At 69.4% G+C, this 15,646-nt stretch carries 14 protein-coding genes; 7 read left to right on the top strand and 7 right to left on the bottom strand.

Annotated features, from left to right (window positions below; genetic code table 11):
• Nucleotides 1-27: 27 nt before the first annotated feature.
• Nucleotides 28-672 (bottom strand): dTMP kinase, encoded by a 645-nt coding sequence (locus ACFWN2_RS33090; RefSeq protein ID WP_382434181.1) that lies wholly within the window; start codon nt 670-672, stop codon nt 28-30.
• A 144-nt stretch (nt 673-816) separates the two neighbouring features.
• Between ACFWN2_RS33090 and ACFWN2_RS33085 the strand changes: the two genes are divergently transcribed.
• Complete coding sequence (locus ACFWN2_RS33085) at nt 817-1,785, top strand: helix-turn-helix domain-containing protein (RefSeq protein ID WP_382434179.1); 969 nt, start codon at nt 817-819, stop codon at nt 1,783-1,785.
• 114 nt (nt 1,786-1,899) lie between these two features.
• On the opposite strand, the gene ACFWN2_RS33080 is transcribed toward ACFWN2_RS33085, so the two are convergent.
• On the bottom strand, nt 1,900-3,942 hold the full coding sequence (locus ACFWN2_RS33080; protein ID WP_382434178.1) for a TerD family protein: 2,043 nt from the start codon (nt 3,940-3,942) through the stop codon (nt 1,900-1,902).
• 90 nt (nt 3,943-4,032) lie between these two features.
• Between ACFWN2_RS33080 and ACFWN2_RS33075 the strand changes: the two genes are divergently transcribed.
• Both ACFWN2_RS33075 and ACFWN2_RS33070 read left to right on the top strand, forming a co-directional pair.
• On the top strand, nt 4,033-4,887 hold the full coding sequence (locus ACFWN2_RS33075; RefSeq protein WP_382434176.1) for a DUF5753 domain-containing protein: 855 nt from the start codon (nt 4,033-4,035) through the stop codon (nt 4,885-4,887).
• The gene (locus ACFWN2_RS33070) at nt 4,862-5,044 is read left to right on the top strand and encodes a DUF397 domain-containing protein (RefSeq protein WP_382434175.1); all 183 of its coding nucleotides are present in this window, start codon (nt 4,862-4,864) and stop codon (nt 5,042-5,044) included. The genes ACFWN2_RS33075 and ACFWN2_RS33070 overlap by 26 nt, the downstream gene beginning before the upstream one ends.
• Here ACFWN2_RS33070 and ACFWN2_RS33065 read toward each other — a convergent pair.
• Nucleotides 5,041-5,955, bottom strand: a complete 915-nt coding sequence (locus ACFWN2_RS33065) for an AraC family transcriptional regulator (protein ID WP_382434173.1) — start codon at nt 5,953-5,955, stop codon at nt 5,041-5,043. The two genes, ACFWN2_RS33070 and ACFWN2_RS33065, sit on opposite strands and share 4 nt — an antisense overlap.
• 85 nt (nt 5,956-6,040) lie before the next feature.
• On the opposite strand from ACFWN2_RS33065, the gene ACFWN2_RS33060 reads away from it, so the two are divergent.
• On the top strand, nt 6,041-7,021 hold the full coding sequence (locus tag ACFWN2_RS33060) for an NADP-dependent oxidoreductase (protein WP_382434171.1): 981 nt from the start codon (nt 6,041-6,043) through the stop codon (nt 7,019-7,021).
• Between the two features lie 57 nt (nt 7,022-7,078).
• Here ACFWN2_RS33060 and ACFWN2_RS33055 read toward each other — a convergent pair whose 3' ends face one another.
• Nucleotides 7,079-7,549: a hypothetical protein gene (locus ACFWN2_RS33055; RefSeq protein ID WP_382434170.1), complete on the bottom strand. Its 471-nt coding sequence runs from the start codon at nt 7,547-7,549 to the stop codon at nt 7,079-7,081.
• A 50-nt stretch (nt 7,550-7,599) separates the two neighbouring features.
• Nucleotides 7,600-9,063, bottom strand: a complete 1,464-nt coding sequence (gene ahcY / locus ACFWN2_RS33050; protein WP_382434169.1) for an adenosylhomocysteinase — start codon at nt 9,061-9,063, stop codon at nt 7,600-7,602.
• A 328-nt stretch (nt 9,064-9,391) separates the two neighbouring features.
• Here ahcY and ACFWN2_RS33045 point away from each other — a divergent pair, with 328 nt between their 5' ends.
• Entirely contained in the window at nt 9,392-11,533 is a 2,142-nt protein-coding gene (locus tag ACFWN2_RS33045; RefSeq protein ID WP_382434168.1) for a hypothetical protein, read from the top strand.
• Here ACFWN2_RS33045 and ACFWN2_RS33040 read toward each other — a convergent pair.
• Nucleotides 11,428-13,467 (bottom strand): ATP-binding protein, encoded by a 2,040-nt coding sequence (locus ACFWN2_RS33040; RefSeq protein WP_382434167.1) that lies wholly within the window; start codon nt 13,465-13,467, stop codon nt 11,428-11,430. The genes ACFWN2_RS33045 and ACFWN2_RS33040 overlap by 106 nt on opposite strands.
• 123 nt (nt 13,468-13,590) lie before the next feature.
• Here ACFWN2_RS33040 and ACFWN2_RS33035 point away from each other — a divergent pair, with 123 nt between their 5' ends.
• Together ACFWN2_RS33035 and ACFWN2_RS33030 are read left to right on the top strand one after the other, a co-directional pair.
• Nucleotides 13,591-14,472, top strand: a complete 882-nt coding sequence (locus tag ACFWN2_RS33035; RefSeq protein ID WP_382434166.1) for a cyclase family protein — start codon at nt 13,591-13,593, stop codon at nt 14,470-14,472.
• 22 nt (nt 14,473-14,494) lie between these two features.
• Nucleotides 14,495-15,019 carry a GNAT family N-acetyltransferase gene (locus tag ACFWN2_RS33030; RefSeq protein WP_382434165.1) on the top strand — a complete coding sequence of 175 codons (525 nt, stop codon included), beginning with the start codon at nt 14,495-14,497 and terminating at the stop codon, nt 15,017-15,019.
• Here the strand turns inward: ACFWN2_RS33030 and ACFWN2_RS33025 are convergent.
• Nucleotides 15,012-15,590, bottom strand: coding sequence for a TetR/AcrR family transcriptional regulator (locus tag ACFWN2_RS33025; RefSeq protein ID WP_382434164.1), 579 nt, complete (start codon nt 15,588-15,590; stop codon nt 15,012-15,014). The two genes, ACFWN2_RS33030 and ACFWN2_RS33025, sit on opposite strands and share 8 nt — an antisense overlap.
• Nucleotides 15,591-15,646 lie beyond the last annotated feature (56 nt).

Below are 15,646 nucleotides of genomic sequence, written 5' to 3'. Positions count from 1 at the left end.
TCAATCGGTACGCACGTGAGCGACCACTCAAGGAGTGAAGAGTGGTTCCAGAAGCGAATGAAAGTTCACGTTTGACCGCCCGTCCACGATCTGCCAAGGGGCCAACCAGCTGATTTTCGCCAATCCGTCGTACACAACGCCACACCGGGCCTGCAGCGAGCCATCGGATTCGTAAATGTCGCGGGCCCGCGAATCGTCGTCCTGTTCGCGTTTCGCCGCCCGCTCGGCAGCGACCTCGACGGGCACGCGCAGAAGGAGGTGAAGATCGGGAACGGGCAGCCCGAAGCGTTCGATCTCGAGCTCGTGCACCCACCGCACGAACTCGCCGTGCTCGTCCTGGTGCAGCCGCGCGGCGCTGTACGCGGCGCTCGACGCCACGTACCGGTCGAGCAGGACCACGTCGTGCTCCTCGAGGTCCTTGCGGATCTCGTCGGCGGCGCCGCGCCGGTCCAGCGCGTAGAGGACGGCCATCCCGTAGACCGAGTCGCTGAGGTCGCCGAGGCGGCCGTAGAGGCCGTCGCGGACCAGGTCGGCGTGCACGCTCTGGCCGTACCGCGGGAACGCGTGGCTCGCCACGGTCCGGCCCTGAGAGGTCAGAGTTTCGGTCAGGCCGTTGGCGAGCGTGCGCTTGCCGGCACCGTCCAGACCTTCGATCACCACGAGCTTTCCCACGCCAGAACCCTAACGGGACCGGTTCCGGCCACTCACACGGCCGCAGCTCGTCCCCCACACGGGGGAAATCCGATCTTTCGATCACCAGAACGAGTGACTACGGTGAACAGTCACACGGCGCGTGTGTGAAGGGTAGGTGCCGCGGTGGCCGCGGATTCCGGGCACGCCGAATCGGTCGGAGAACCGAACGGGCACCCGACCGGGGGTTTGCCGACCCCACTCGCCGAGACGCTGCGCTACGGGCCGTTCCACCGCGCACTGCGCGAGGCGATCGCCCACCGGGGCCTCTCGCTGGCAAGGCTGCGCGCTCATCTTGAGCAACTGGGTGTCCAAGTGGGCCAGTCGACGCTCTCGTACTGGCAACGCGGTCTGCGCCATCCCGAGGTACCACGCGCCATCAGCACGGTGCGCGCGCTGGAGACCGTGCTGCGCCTGCCGCCATCGTCCTTGTTGGACCTCATCGGCCCGCGCACCGCGAACACCTACGCCCCGCGCCCGGTCGCGACCTGGCCGGAACCGGCGCCGCTGCTCGCGTCGTTCGAGTCCGTACCGGAGGCTGCACGAGGCAACGCCGACCTCGAAGTGCTCTCCGTGCACGACACCGTCCAGATAGGCATGCACCGCGAACAACGCTCCATCACCACACGGCTGGTCGTGCGCGCGGTGCGGCAGGGACCGGACCGGTACCTGGCGATGCACCACGGCGACGAGGGCTCGTTGATCGAGAACGCGATGGTCAGAGCGGGCGAGGGCTGCCGGCAGGGGCGGCTGCGCCGGGAAAGCGCTTCCCGCAACCTCGCGGTGGAGATGCTGTTCGACCGCAGGCTCGCGGCGGGCGAGGAGCACGTCTTCAGCTTCACGATCGTCGACGACACCGGCAACGCGACGCCGGGCCACCACCGGACGTTCCGCGACACGTGCGGCTCGTACCTCGTCCAGCTGTCGTTCCACCGGCGCGCGATGCCAGCGCGCTGCATGAAGCAGTTCCTGGCCTCGGCCGACGCGACGCCGGTCGACGTCGACGAGCTGGTGTGCGGGCTCGGCGGTGTCGTCAGCGCCTACTTCGGTGACGTCGGGCCTGGTATCGCGGGCATCGCCGTCGAGTGGAGTTAGGGGCGAGGAAGGCGAGGGAGCTATAAGACCGGCGCTCCGAAGAGCATTCCGGTTCCGGATTTAGGAGGAAGCTCCCTCATGGCCTCGCGTGGACCACGTTAGCAGTGCGGCGCCTCAGTCCGACAGCAGTTTCCCGAGTTCCGCGACCGTGGTGACGGTCCCGCTCCCGTCCTGTGCCAACCCGACGCGGATCACCGGAGCATCCTTTGTGGACTCCTTGCGGGCGAACAGGTCCCGCAGCCGCGCCACGGTGAAGTACTTGCGCCGCAACGCGGCCGCGGCGATGAGCTTGACGATGTCGCGGTTCTCCTCGACCCGGTTGCCCCACGACGAGCCGCGCAGGTAGAGGTGCAGCCAGGTGCCGAACCAGGTGTCACCTTCGCGTTCGAACATCACCGGCAGCGCGACCTTCCCCTTGCCGCGCATGGAAGAGCGCGCCCGGACCGTGCTCGGCTCGAACGGCTTGCCCAGCTGGTCGAGGTCGCGGCTCATGAACCCGAACATCGACTCGGCGACGTCGTCGAACCCCTCCCCCGAGTACACGTTCACCTGCGGCACGACGTACTTCGCGTTCGCCCTGATCCGGTGCACGTCGATGAACTCGGTCGCACCGTTCGTGGCGTCCGTGACGTCACCCGAGTGGACGGCGCCACCGTCCTTCAGCTGCGTCCACGACACCTGGCCCTTGTACCCGAAGTCCTCGTCGAGCAGCACCGCGGACAGGTCGTAGTCGGTCCGCTTCGCGTGCTGCTTCCAGTGCACGAAGAACCGCAGCGCGTCGCCGTCGAACGAGAGCTTCGACCCGCGCGGCAACACGCCGAAGCCCTCCTCGGTGCCGGTGAGCGGCACCACGACGTCGAGCACCTCGTCGTCGACGATGAGTCCTGAGTACTCCGGCAACCTGCTGACCAGCTCGTTCTCGACCACCGCGACGATCTCCGCGACCGCGCCGGGATCCAGCGGCGCGCGGTCGTCGTCGGCGATCCACACCCTGCGCGCACGGGTCGCGAAGACGCGAGCCGTGTCCGGCGTCGTGCGGTTCGACAGGTGTTCCAGCACCGAGACGAGGACGCGGCTCGACACCTCGGGCACCGCCGCCTCGACGTGCACGGCGAGGTTCTCGGCACCGTTGCGGAGCAGCCGGTCGACCTGGCGCAGCAACAGACCCGGCGCGTTGGCGAGGATGCTCGTGGCCCGCGCGGTGTCGCCGGCCGCGAACGCCATCTCGACCTGCCCGGCGAACGACCGCGCGACCTTCTCCCTGCGCGCCACCGCGAACACGTCCTGCGCCCGTTCGAACGGGTACTCGTGCGGGTGCAACCGCTCCCCGAGCCGCTTCCACGCCTCGCGGTTGGAGTTGACGTCCCCGAGCTTGCTCGCCGCCACCTCGTTCAACGCACCGAGCAACGCCCGGCGTTCGGACCGGCGGAACGACCGGAACCGCGTCGCCTCCTTGAGCGTGACGTCTCCCCCGGACGCCTCGGCCGCGGCGCGCAGCACGTCCGTGACGGTGTCGACGTCCTGGAGCGGCTTCTGCGCGACCAGCCTGACCGCGTTGATGATCGCGCGGTTCTCCCTGACCGGTACGTCGAGCTCGGCGTCGGCCGCGAGCACCGCCAACTCACCCAGCAACGCCCTGTCGTTCTCCGCCAACGGGATCGGGCTCGTCGCCAGCTCCTCGAACAGCCGCTGCACCTCCTCGTCGAGCGTGCCGCCGAGGTGCACGACCGTGACGCGGTCCTTCAGCGACGGGATCAGCTCGTCATGCGATTTCAGCATTTCCTCGTAGGAGTGCTGCACCCGCCCGTACTTGGGCAGGTCGAGGAGGTTGTTCGTCGGCTCGACGCCCTGCTCCAACGCATCGCGGACGCACTCCCACCAGAACGTGAGCGTGTCCGGCACGTTGTGCGGAAACTCCTTGAAGTACGGGTTGTGCTGCCCGCGAGCCCCGATCAACTCCTTGACCGCCCTGGCGACCTCGGCGGCGAACTCCTCGGCGTTCTCCAGCCCGGAGACGTGTTCGAGCAGGTCACGACTCGCCTTGAAGCCGGACCGGATCAGCGCGGCGTCCAACTGGCGCGCGATGGCGGCACCGTCGCCCGGCGCGCCGTCGGAGGTGGGCACGCGCAGGGTCTTCTTGATGATGGTCGTCCGCACCACGACAGTAAAACCCGCACGTCAACCGAGTTCGATTCCACCCGTTCGGGCACGATGTTGTTCGGTCTCCAACGCCTAACGTCGATGTTCATGAACGGCGATCCGTCCACCCCGTACAGCCGCGACCTGGGTGATGAGCTGCGTCAGATCCGCGAGCGCTGGACGACCTTCCGCGGGCGGAAGATCGCCCGGATGCTCGGCTGGGATCCGGGGAAGGTCTCCAACATCGAGCACGGCAAGGTGCGTGCCACCGAGATCGACATCATCCAGTACCTGGGGCGGTGCGGCCGAAGCCAGGCGTTCATCGAGGACTTCCTGAGGCGGTACCGGTCGGCGTTCGACCTCTACGTCGTCCAGGTCACGGACAACCTGCGCACGATGGCCCTGGCCGAATCTCTGGCGGACAAGATCACCGGCTACGACCTGACCTACATGCCGGGCTTGCTGCAGACCGAGGAGTACGCGACGGCGCTGTACGTGGCCCGTGGCGTTCTGACGCCGGAGATGATCGAGGCCGCTGTGCGTTTCCGGATGGAACGGCAGACCATTCTTCAGCGGCACGACAGGCCGACGTGCGTCTTCTACATCCACGAGAACGCTCTACGACTGAAGGTCGGCAGCGACGAGATCATGGAAGAACAACTCATGAGGTTGCTCTTCCACACGCACACCATCCGGATCGTGCCCGCGTCGAGCGGTCCGGCGGGAGTTCTCCTCGCTCACTACGTGCTCTGGGAGTACGAAAAGCGCGGCAGCGTGGCCTACACGCATTCAGACCTCGCGAAGGTGTTCGTGCAGGAGGAGGTGGGGGTCAAGCGCTGCAAATCGATCTTCGCGCGCCTGGATGCGCTCGCGCTGGATGAGGAACAATCGCGGTCGATGGTGGCGGATCTCGCCAGTCGATCGCGGGAGGACCTCAATGGCCGGAGACTGCACCTGGCGTAAGAGCAGTTACAGCGGCGGCGACGCGATCGACGACGACTGCGTCGAGGTGGCGTTCGCCCAGGTCGTGCGCGTCCGCGACTCGAAGAACACCGCGGGCCCCGAGCTGGGATTCGGCACCGTCGCCTGGCGGGCGTTCGTGGCGGTACTTGATCGCTAGTGGAGGCGATATCGCCCTGGCGTCACACCGCGAGAACGGACGAAAGCCCTGCTGAAGGCGGGGACCGACTGGTAACCGACCGCCGCGGCCACGGACTCGACCGGGTCCCGGGTCTTGCGCAGGCGAACCGCGGCCAGGTCCATGCGCCACTGCGTCAGGTAGGCGGCAGGGCTCTGCCCGGTGGTTGCCGAGAACCGTCGGGACAGGGTCGCCCGGGAAACGTCGAGAGCGGACGCCAGCGTTGTCGTGGTCCACTGCCGTGCGGGCTCGGCGTGCAGGTGTTCCATCGCGCTGTGCACGAGCGGGTCTCCGAGCACTCCGAGCCAGGTGCCCCGATGTTCTGACCGGGTGGGCAGCCACGCCCGCACGAGCTGTACGAGCAGTACGTCGACCAGGCTGTTCAGCACCGCCCGTCCCGCCAGCCGCGGGTGGCTCAGTTCTCGGCCGAGCATCCGGACGGTGTCGTCGAAACCGGCCTCGCCCTGGTCCCCGCGGATGTGCACCAACTCCGGCAGCGTGCCGAGGATCTGGGTGTGCACGGTGTGGTCGCAGTCGTACCTGATGGTCAGGATGCGGGTGCGGGCGGGCTGCGCCCCGAGGCGGATCACCTCGCCCGCCTCGAACGCCAGAGCCACCACAGCCGGATCGGCCACCGGAGTACGCGTCCCCGGCTCGCTGCCGAGCACGTGCGACGGTCCCCCTGGCATGAGCACCACGTCTCCCGCCGCCAGTTCCAGCCACTGCCGTGACGAGTCGTCGAGACCGAGCCAGGCGCTGCCGGCGGTGACCACGTGCAGGACCGCCGTGGTGCAGCCTGCCACCGGGACCGACCAACTCCCGCCCGCCTCCACGCACGCGCCGATCGTGCCCCGTACGCCGGAGATCTCCAGAACGTCCGCAACGAGGTCCATGCAGCCATGCTATTTGACGCAAACGAGCAAGAATGTGAGTAGTTGAGGCATCGACTGCTCATGAGCTGCTTCATACGGTGAATTCATGACAACCGACACCATGCGGGCGCTCGTCGCGACCGGCTACGGCGATCCCGAGCAACTCACGATCGCCGAACTACCCGTCCCACGCCCCGGACCCGGCCAGGTCCTGGTGAGGATCGCCGCCTCGACGATCAACCCCACCGACGTGCGCGTCATCACCGGCGGCTACCGCGACCTGGTCGACCTGCGGTTCCCCTACACGCTCGGCAACGAGTTCGCGGGCACCGTCACCGAAGCCGGACCGGGCGTCACCCGCTTCCACGCCGGCGAGGAGATCTTCGGCCAGGCCCTGCCCCGCCAGCTGCGCGCCGCCGCCGACCCCGTGCGACCGTCCCTGAGCACCGGAGCCCTCGCCGACTACGCGGTCTTCGAGGCGGACACGCCCGCACTGCACCACCGCCCTGCCGCTCTCGACGCGGAGCGGGCCGCGTCGCTGGTGATCGCGGGCGGCACCACGCTGGCGCTGATGGACGCCGCGAAGATCCAGCCCGGCGAGTCGGTCCTCGTCATCGGCGCGACCGGGGCGGTCGGCCTCACGCTGGTTCCGGTCCTGAACGCCGCCGGTGCCGAGATCACGGCGACCGCCCGCACCGCAACGGCCATCGAGCTGCTGCGCGGCCTCGGCGCCCACCGCACGGTCGGCTACGACGACTACCCCGCAGGTGTCGACGTCGTCCTCAACCTGGCGCTCTTCGCCGACTGCCTGCCCGCGGCGGCACGCAGCCTGCGTCCTGGCGGCCGGCTGATCTCCATCGTCTTCCCGCCACCGCGGCTGGAGCAGCTGGGACGCGACGACGTGGAGCTGGGCTTCGTGATGAACACGGGCGGCGGGGTGAACGGACCTCAGGCCGTCGCCGAGGCCGCGATCGCGGGCAGGCTCTCCACGCCGATCGCCCGCCGCTATTCGCTCGACGAGGGCGTCGAAGCGGTGATCCACCACGCCCGCCGGCACCCGCTCGGCAAGATCGTCGTGACCGCATGAGCAGCGAAGGTGCGTGCCGGTTCGGGCTGATCCCCGCCGACTTCCCCGACCTGGCGGTCAGCCGAGCTCGGTCGGCACCGGCAGTCCCAGCGCCGCCAGGAACCGCCGCGTCTTGACCTCCACGAACACCTCACCGTCGTCGATCTCGTCGACGTTCTCCGACTCGTCCCACTCGAACTCGTCGGGGTTCTCGTCCTCGGCCAGGTAGGCGAGCAGCTCGGCCTGCTTGGCCGGCACGTCACCGCCCCCGTGCACCCCGGCCCACCACGCCGCGAGCCCAGCGGCCTCGCGCAGGGTGTCCGTCGGGTCGGACGCGTTCGGGTTCTCGAAGTACGTGCGCGGCGTCAGGCCCAGGTAGGCGACGCCCGAACCGGGGCCGGCCGGGGCGTAGACGACCGAGGTGATGTCGCTGTCGTGGATGTCGATCCACAGCGACGGCTCCGCCATGGGCGGTAGTTCGCCCTCGGACAGCGTCTTCCACGAGCCGTGCTCGTAGGCATAGGTGCCGAAGAATCCCACACCGGACATGAAACAGGGGCCTCCCGCGGCGTGCGCGGGAGGCCCCTGTCAAAGCGGACTCAGTAGCGGTAGTGCTCCGCCTTGAACGGGCCCTCGACGTCCACGTCGATGTACTCGGCCTGCTCCTTGGTGAGCTTGGTCAGCTCGCCGCCCAGCGCCTCCAGGTGGATGCGCGCGACCTTCTCGTCGAGCACCTTCGGGAGGCGGTAGACCTCGTTGTCGTACTCCTTGTGCTTGGTGAACAGCTCGATCTGCGCGATCACCTGGTTGGAGAAGGAGTTCGACATGACGAACGACGGGTGGCCGGTGGCGTTGCCCAGGTTCATCAGGCGGCCCTCGGACAGCACGATGATCGTGCGGCCGGTCGGGAAGACCCACTCGTCGACCTGCGGCTTGATGTTGTTCTTGCGCACGCCGGGGTAGCGCTGCAGGCCGGCCATGTCGAGCTCGTTGTCGAAGTGGCCGACGTTGCCCAGGATCGCCTGGTGCTTCATCTGCGCCATGTGCTCGACGGTGACGACGTCCTTGTTGCCGGTCGTCGTGATGACGATGTCGGCGATCGGGAGGACCGTCTCCAGCTTGGCGACCTGGTAGCCGTCCATGGCGGCCTGCAGGGCGCAGATCGGGTCGATCTCCGTGACGATGACGCGGGCGCCCTGGGCGCGCAGGGACTCGGCGGAGCCCTTGCCGACGTCGCCGTAGCCGCAGACGACGGCGACCTTGCCGCCGATCAGGACGTCGGTGCCGCGGTTGATGCCGTCGACCAGCGAGTGGCGGATGCCGTAGCGGTTGTCGAACTTCGACTTGGTGACGGCGTCGTTGACGTTGATGGCCGGGAAGAGCAGCTCACCGGCGGCGGCCAGCTGGTACAGGCGCATGACGCCCGTCGTGGTCTCCTCGGTGACGCCGCGGATGCCCTCGGCGATGTTCGTCCACTTCTTGCCGTCCTTCTCGAGCGACGCGCGCAGCGTGTCGAGAACGATGGTCCACTCCTCCGAGTCGTCTTCCGACGCTGCGGGGACGACGCCGGCCGCCTCGTACTGGACGCCCTTGTGGACGAGCAGGGTGGCGTCGCCACCGTCGTCCAGGATCATGTTCGGGCCCTTGCCGTCCGGCCAGGTGAGCATCTGCTCGGCCGTCCACCAGTACTCCGGCAGGGTCTCGCCCTTCCACGCGAAGCAGGCGACGCCCTTGGGCTCCTCCTCCGTGCCGTGGGGGCCGACGACGACGGCAGCGGCCGCGTGGTCCTGCGTCGAGAAGATGTTGCAGGAGGCCCAGCGCACCTCCGCGCCCAGGTCGACCAGGGTCTCGATCAGGACGGCCGTCTGGATCGTCATGTGCAGCGAGCCGGAGATGCGGGCGCCCTTGAGCGGGTACACCCCGGAGTACTCGCGGCGGAACGCCATGAGGCCGGGCATCTCGTGCTCGGCCAGACGGATCTCCTTGCGACCGAACTCGTGGAGCGACAGGTCGGCCACTGCGAAGTCGATGCCGTTGCGGGTCTGCAACCGGTCCGCGGTCATTGCGAAGTCCTCCAAGGCACTTCAGAGAGGGTGTCGTCCGACCATACCGCCCTCTGATGCACCACTATGGCCCCCACGTTGGTGAGGGAGGTCTCGGGTGTTGATTGCCGGCCCGGACACACGTGTCGTCGAGTTGCGCGTGCACGGCGTTCAAGGAACGACGCCGCAGACGTTGGTCGACGCCGTTGCGGCCGTGGACGTTGCGGGAGACGGACTCGGGCGCATCGTGCGTCCCGCCGACAGACTCCGCAGGCCTGCGCCCGGACCAGTCTTGCAGACCGAGGGCCGTCCCATCCCCCGCACGGTCGAGGGGTATCTGTGGGGAGGGATGACGTCCGGAGGTGTGGCGAAGGCCACTTGGGCGCTGCTCTTCCCGTTCAGCATCGCGAACGTCGCGCACTGGATGCTGCCTCCCGTCCCCGAGCGCAACCTGCCCGCTCACCTGCTCGGAATCGGGCTGCGATCGTTGCTGAGGGTGTTCGCACTGCTGTTGACGGCGTTGCTGATCGCGCAGATCTCGGTGGTCAGCCTGGATCTGCTCGCCGCCCAGTGTCTACGGCCGGGTACTGCCTGTTTGACCAGTCTTCCGGAAGATGTGCGCGTTTTTCCGTGGTTCCGGGCGTTCCTGGGGCTGCTGCCGATCCTCGTGGTGATCGGGGTGATGCGGCGCATCTCGCACGTCGAGTGGCGGATCGAGCGCCGGGAGATCGCGGAGGCCGAGGAGCAAGAACGGCAGCCCTCGTCCGGGCTGCCCGGCGCGCACGTCGCAACGGATCCGGACACTCCGGCGCTGCGGTCGTTGCACGTCGTGGCGGCGCTCGCGATGACGGCGTTGATCGCGCTCGGCGGGCCGTTGAAGCAGCTCACGGCCACCGGTGGCATGGGCGTCGCGATCACCGTGGCGTGGACCGCGGCTCTCGTGCTGCTCGGTGTGTCCGTGCTCGGCGTGCTGCTGCTGGACGACCCCACGGGCGGTGCGCCTCATCGCGGCGGACGGTGGCTGCGCGCGGCGTTGGGCCGTAAGCCGCGGCGAGTGTTGTTGGTGCTCTCCGTGCTTCTCGTGCTCACGACGTTGGGGCTTCAGGAACAACTGCCGTTGCGGGTGCCGGGTGCGGACGTGTCCGTGCAGGTCGTGGCGTTGCTTATGGCGTTCGTGCTGGTGCTGTTCGGGCTCCTGCTGATCCCCGCGGCGCTGCTGGCCCGCGGCACGTGGAGGTCGTTGCCGCGGGAGTTGCGTCCGTGGGCCGGCGGCTGGTTCGCGGCGCCGGTGCTGGCGATCGCGGGGCTGCTCGGCGGCGGTTTCGGTGCCGGGGTGGCGTTGCCGGTGCGCAAGGCGCTGGGTTCCGAGCTGCAGCTACCCGTTGGGTACAACTACATCACCCTGTTGTGGGGTGTGGCCGGCGTGCTGGCGCTGCTCAGCACGCTCGCGGTGGCGTCGTTCACCGGTGCCGTGCGGTGGCGTGCGTTCCGCAAGGGCAAGGTGTGGGCGCGTGAGGCGTCGCTGCTGCACTCCGGCCGGATGCGCGACCTTCGCACCGCGACGCGTGCGTGGTGGTGGGCGCGCTGGGAGCGCAACCACGGCCATCGCATGATCATGATCGTCGCGGTCGTGCTGGTGCTCGGCGCCGTGCTGGCGTCGTTGCTCCGGCTGCAGAACGTGCCGCTGGCGTCGTGGACGGCTCCGTTCTCCGCCTTCGGGGTGTTCGTGCTGGGCTTGCTGGCCGTGTCGCTGCTTCGTGCCGTGTACCTGGCGGCGCGGCAGCCGGACTCCGGCCGTCGGCTGGGGATCATCGCGGACATCGCGCAGTTCTGGCCGCGCGAAGCTCACCCGATCGTGCCTCCCTGCTACGCGCTGAAGGTCGTGCCCGAGCTCGTCGCCCGCGTCGAGGACCACCTGCGCGACCCCGGCACGCGAGTCGTCCTCTGTGGACATTCGCAGGGATCTCTGCTGGTCGCCGTCGCGGCGGCCCGGTTGCTGGAGGACCTGCCCGAGCACGACCGCGAACGGATCGGGATCGTGACGGCCGGGTCGCAGCTGCAGTGGGCGTACCCGCGGGCGTTCCCCGCCGTGGTGCCGCACGCGTCGCTGGCGAGGCTGGCCGGTGGACTGGACGGGCGCTGGCGCGCGCTGTGCCGGGGCACGGACCCGTTGGGCGGCGCGGTGATGACGTGGCGGCGGCAGGTGTTCGACGGCATGCTGCTCGGCGTCGGCTACCGCGAGGACGGCTCGGAGGGCGCGCTGGCACCGGCGTTGCGCGGGCCGACGGGGGCGTTGGTGCTGGGTGGCGACCACTGGCTGCCGGACCCGCAGCGGGGACCGTTCCCCGGACGGCGGTGGCGGTCGGGGGTGTCGGGGCACGCGGACTACACGTCGGACCCGGAGTGGGACCGCGCGGTGGCGATCGCGGCCGGACTGCTGCGGGTGGACGCGCCGGAGTCGCCTTCGCTGCCGTTCGCGCGAAAGCCCTGACCCGTCTCGCGTTCCCACAACGACTCCGCGAGCTGCGCGACCGCCTTGTCCCGGTGCCGCCGGTAGGTGTTGAACGACAGGTGCAGCGAGGCCGCGACCCGCTCCTGGGCACCGGTCGGCCGCAGGAACGTCCTGTCGATCAACGCGCTGAGCTCGGGCTTCAGCGCGGCGGCGGCATCGGTGAGCAGCTCTCGAAGGGCTTCGGCCGGTGCGCCTTCCGCCCGCAAAACCATCCGGGACCGCAGCAGCGGGTTCGTCCGGAGTTCGGGCGTGTGCAGGGTGCGCAGGGCCGAGCGAACGGCGTCGGTGAACTCCGGCCTGGACAGCGCCGTCCCGCCGACGGCCGGGCGGCCGGTCTGGTCGGCGTGCAGCAGCTCCATGTACTCCGCCGGTCCGGTTCGGCGCCAGTTGTGCGCGAACACCGGGAACCGCGCCCCGCCGACGGTGTAGCCGGCGACGGCCCGGAACCCGATGGAGTCCAGGGCCGGTGTCCACAGGTCGCCGTCGCCGAACGCGCCGACGAGGCTCCACGCCGTGTCGTCGCCGATCAGGATGATGTCCAGCATCTGCCAGGCGACGAACAGCGTCAGTGACGGCGACGGGCGCTGCCCGTGGTCGCGGTCGAGGAAGAAGCGCCAGGCGCGCACCCGTTCACCGGCCCGCAGCGACCCGAACGTCGAGGCGTGCTCCCACATCGCGTCGGCGCCGGGGTCCACGCCGAGGTCGGCCTCGGTCAGGTCCAGGCACGCCCCGAAGCCGCGCGGTTCGCCGGTCTCGGTGCGGAACACCCGGAAAGCCCCTGGCCTGCACCGCATCCAGTGCGCGACGAGCTCGGCCTGCTCGTGCCCCTGCCACCGCTCGGCCATGGCGATGATCGGCGCGCGGTCGGCGTCGTGCAGGCCGTCGGCGTACGCCCGCATCGTCGGCGGCAACGACGCCAGCGCGGCGAACGGGGAGCGAGCGCCGTTCAGCACGACGGTCATCACCATCAGCTCCAGGCGCTCCCGCTCCTTCGCCATCGCCCGGACCTGGCCGTGGAACACGGCGAGCTTCCTGCGGTACAGGTCGGAGTAGCGACCGGGGTCGCGCCAGCGCAGGTCGGCGATCAGGGCGTCGCGGACCACGTCGTGCGGGTAGAGGCCGTACGGCGACTCGTCGACGAAGACCTGCGTCCGCAGCCACGCGAACAACTCACCGGCGTCGTCACCGGTCATCGAGCGCAGCAGGTCCTCGGTGGTGACGAGCAACAGCGCGCACACCTCCAGCGCCGTGCGGTGACGGCTGCTCGGCACCTCGCCGATCAGCTGCGTCAGCAACGCTCCGAGGCCAGGCAGGTCCGAGAGGGAGAGCGGCTCGACGCCGCGGCGCACGGCGTCCACCAGCATCGACAGGGTGAGGGGGTGGCCGCGGCTGATCTTCAGCAGGCCCTCGTGCAGCTCCGCGGGAACGTTCTGGGCGCTCAGGTAGGCGAGTCCGTCGCGCTCCGCCAGGTTGCCGAGCGCGACGACCCGCATCATCGTCCGCCAGGCCGGATCCGCCCGCCACCTCGGGCCGGGAGCGCGGCGGCCGGCGATCACCACCAGGCAGGACGCCGGGAGCGATGGCAGGTAGTGCTCGCGGATCCAGTCGTCGACGGGTTCCAGCAGCTCGTAGGTGTCGACGAGGAGGACCGCCGCCGCGTCGTCGGCGAGGACGGGCAGGGCCTCCCGTCCGAGGGTCAGGTGGCGGGCGTCGACCCGCACCGGGTCGAGGCCCTTCTCGGCGGCGATGCCCGCGAAGACGTCGAGCAACGCGCTCTTGCCCACCCCGCCCGGTCCGTGCACGAAGAGCACGCCGGGACCGCCCAGCACCTCCCGGAACACCGCGACCTCCTCGTCGCGACCCGTGAACGACCACCGCCGCAACTCACGCAAGGTGTGTCCGAGTGAGGGCATGCACCTGACAGTAACCAAAGCGCTGCCCACCGGATTGGGCACCGGATGGGCACCCGATGGGCTGTCGGCCGTGCGCCGGCGCCGTGACGATCTTGGTGACACCGACTCGTGGAGGAAGTCATCATGGATCAGAGCGCTGACGGGTTCCCGACCAACTGGGGACGGTGGGGCGACGCGGACCAGCTCGGCACCGTCAACCTGATCACCGCCGAGGCCCGCGCCCGCGGTGCCGCGCAGGTGCGCACGGGACTGTCGGTCTCGCTGGCCCGCAAGACGCCGACCCTGCCGCTCATGGGTGGCCCGATGGCCGCTCTCCAAGCGGACAACACAGCCGTGCAGACGATCATGTCGTTCACCGGCGCGTCGCCGATCGCGATGGGCGAACTGATGCTCGTCACGACGCACCACCCGGAGGTCACGCACCTGGACGCGTTGTCGCACATGGTGGTGGACGGGCAGGTCTACCCCGGGATCGCGCTGGAGGACAGCTCCGGACCGACGGGCGTGAAGCACGGCGCCGCGGACGTGTTCGCCGGCGGGATCGTGACGAGGGGCGTGCTGCTCGACCTGGCTCCCGGCGGGAGGCTGCCCGACGGGCACGCCGTCACCGCGGACGACCTGGACGCCGCGGCGAAACGGGCGGACGTCGTGGTGGAGTCGGGTGACGCGCTGGTGGTGCGGGCGGGCTGGGACCGGGTTCGTGATCACGGCCGGGCGCTGCCGGGGATGACCTCGGGCGCGGTCCTGTGGATGCACGAGCGCGGGATCTCCGTCTACGCCGGGGACATCGGCGACGCGTACCCGCCGGTGAAGGACGACGTTCCCGGAGCGCTGCACCGGTTGGGACTCCTGCGTCTCGGGCTTCCTCTGGTCGACGGAGCGCAGGCCGAGGAACTCGCCGAGGTCTGCGCGGAGCAGGGCCGGCACACGTTCCTGTTCGTGGCGGCGGTTCCCCGCATCCTGGGCACCACGGGCCTGCCGGTAAACCCGTTGGCCGTCTTCTGACCCGGCTCCTACGCTCCTGGTCATGCTGACCGGTGATCTCGTCCGACTGCGTCCCGTCGAACCGGAGGACGCCGACGCGTTCCACCGCTGGCACAACGACGAAGACGTGATGCGGTGGCTGCAGAGCTACTACCACTCGTCGCTGGCGTCGGCGCGCAAGCGCTTCGCCGACCGGCAGGAGAACTCGTACGAGAAGGTCACCTTCTGCATCGAGACGTTGAAGGACGGCAAGCTGATCGGCGTCGTCGTGCTGCGCGACGCGGACCCGGTCAACGCGCGGGCAGAGGTCGACATCTACATCGGCGAGAAGGACCACTGGGGCGGCGGGTACGGCACCGACGCGTTGCGCACGGTCTGCCGGTACGGGTTCGACACCATGCGGCTGCACTCGATCGAACTCGGTGTGGTGGAGGCGAACGAGCGCGCGATCAAGTCCTACAAGAAGGTCGGCTTCCAGGTCGACGGGCGGTTCCGGCAGTCGTTCTTCCGCGACGGCGAGTGGCACGACGCGTTGCTGATGTGCGTGCTGAAGGACGAGCTCACCTGAGGGCGGGCGCGAGGTGGCCGATCGCCTCGCGCAGGTGGTCCTCGACGGACGCCGTCGAGACCACGACCAGTCCGGACGGGCGGTGGTCCACCCACCGCTCGACCGCCAGCCGTGCCGCCGCGCTCACCGCCGCGGCCAGCACCTCGGCGCCCTGCTGCGACTTGCCGAGCCTCGTGGCGATGACGTCCGCGATCGGCGGTTCCACGGACGTCACCGAGTCGAGGTACGCCTGGCGCAGCGCGGGTGTCGACGTGATCAGCGCGAGGGCCTCGGTCGGCGGTTCGCGGTACTGCTCGGTGAACGCGGCGATGATCGACTCGACGAGCGGTTCGCCGGAAGGCCTGTGCCGCAACGCTTCGGCGACCTTCAGCGCGCGCGAGGCCGTGATGCCGGCGACGATCGCGTGCTCGCGGCTCGGGAAGTAGTTGTTGTAGGTGCGCGGCGAGACGTTCGCCGCCTCGGCGATCTCGTCGACCCGCACCTCGTCCACGCCCTTCTCCAGGGCGAGCCTCAGCGCGGCGGCCGACAGCGCCGCGCGGGTCTCTGACTTCTTGCGCTCGCGCAGTCCCACGACGCTCACTCTATTGCTCTATTGCGACACGATCACTACCGATTGACTTTCGATAG

The sequence above is a fragment of the Lentzea sp. NPDC058436 genome (assembly GCF_042721515.1).
In the GTDB taxonomy this organism is placed as follows: Bacteria; Actinomycetota; Actinomycetes; order Mycobacteriales; family Pseudonocardiaceae; genus Lentzea.
Note: the sequence above shows the minus strand (reverse complement) of the source record. Positions and strands in the feature narration are given on the sequence as shown.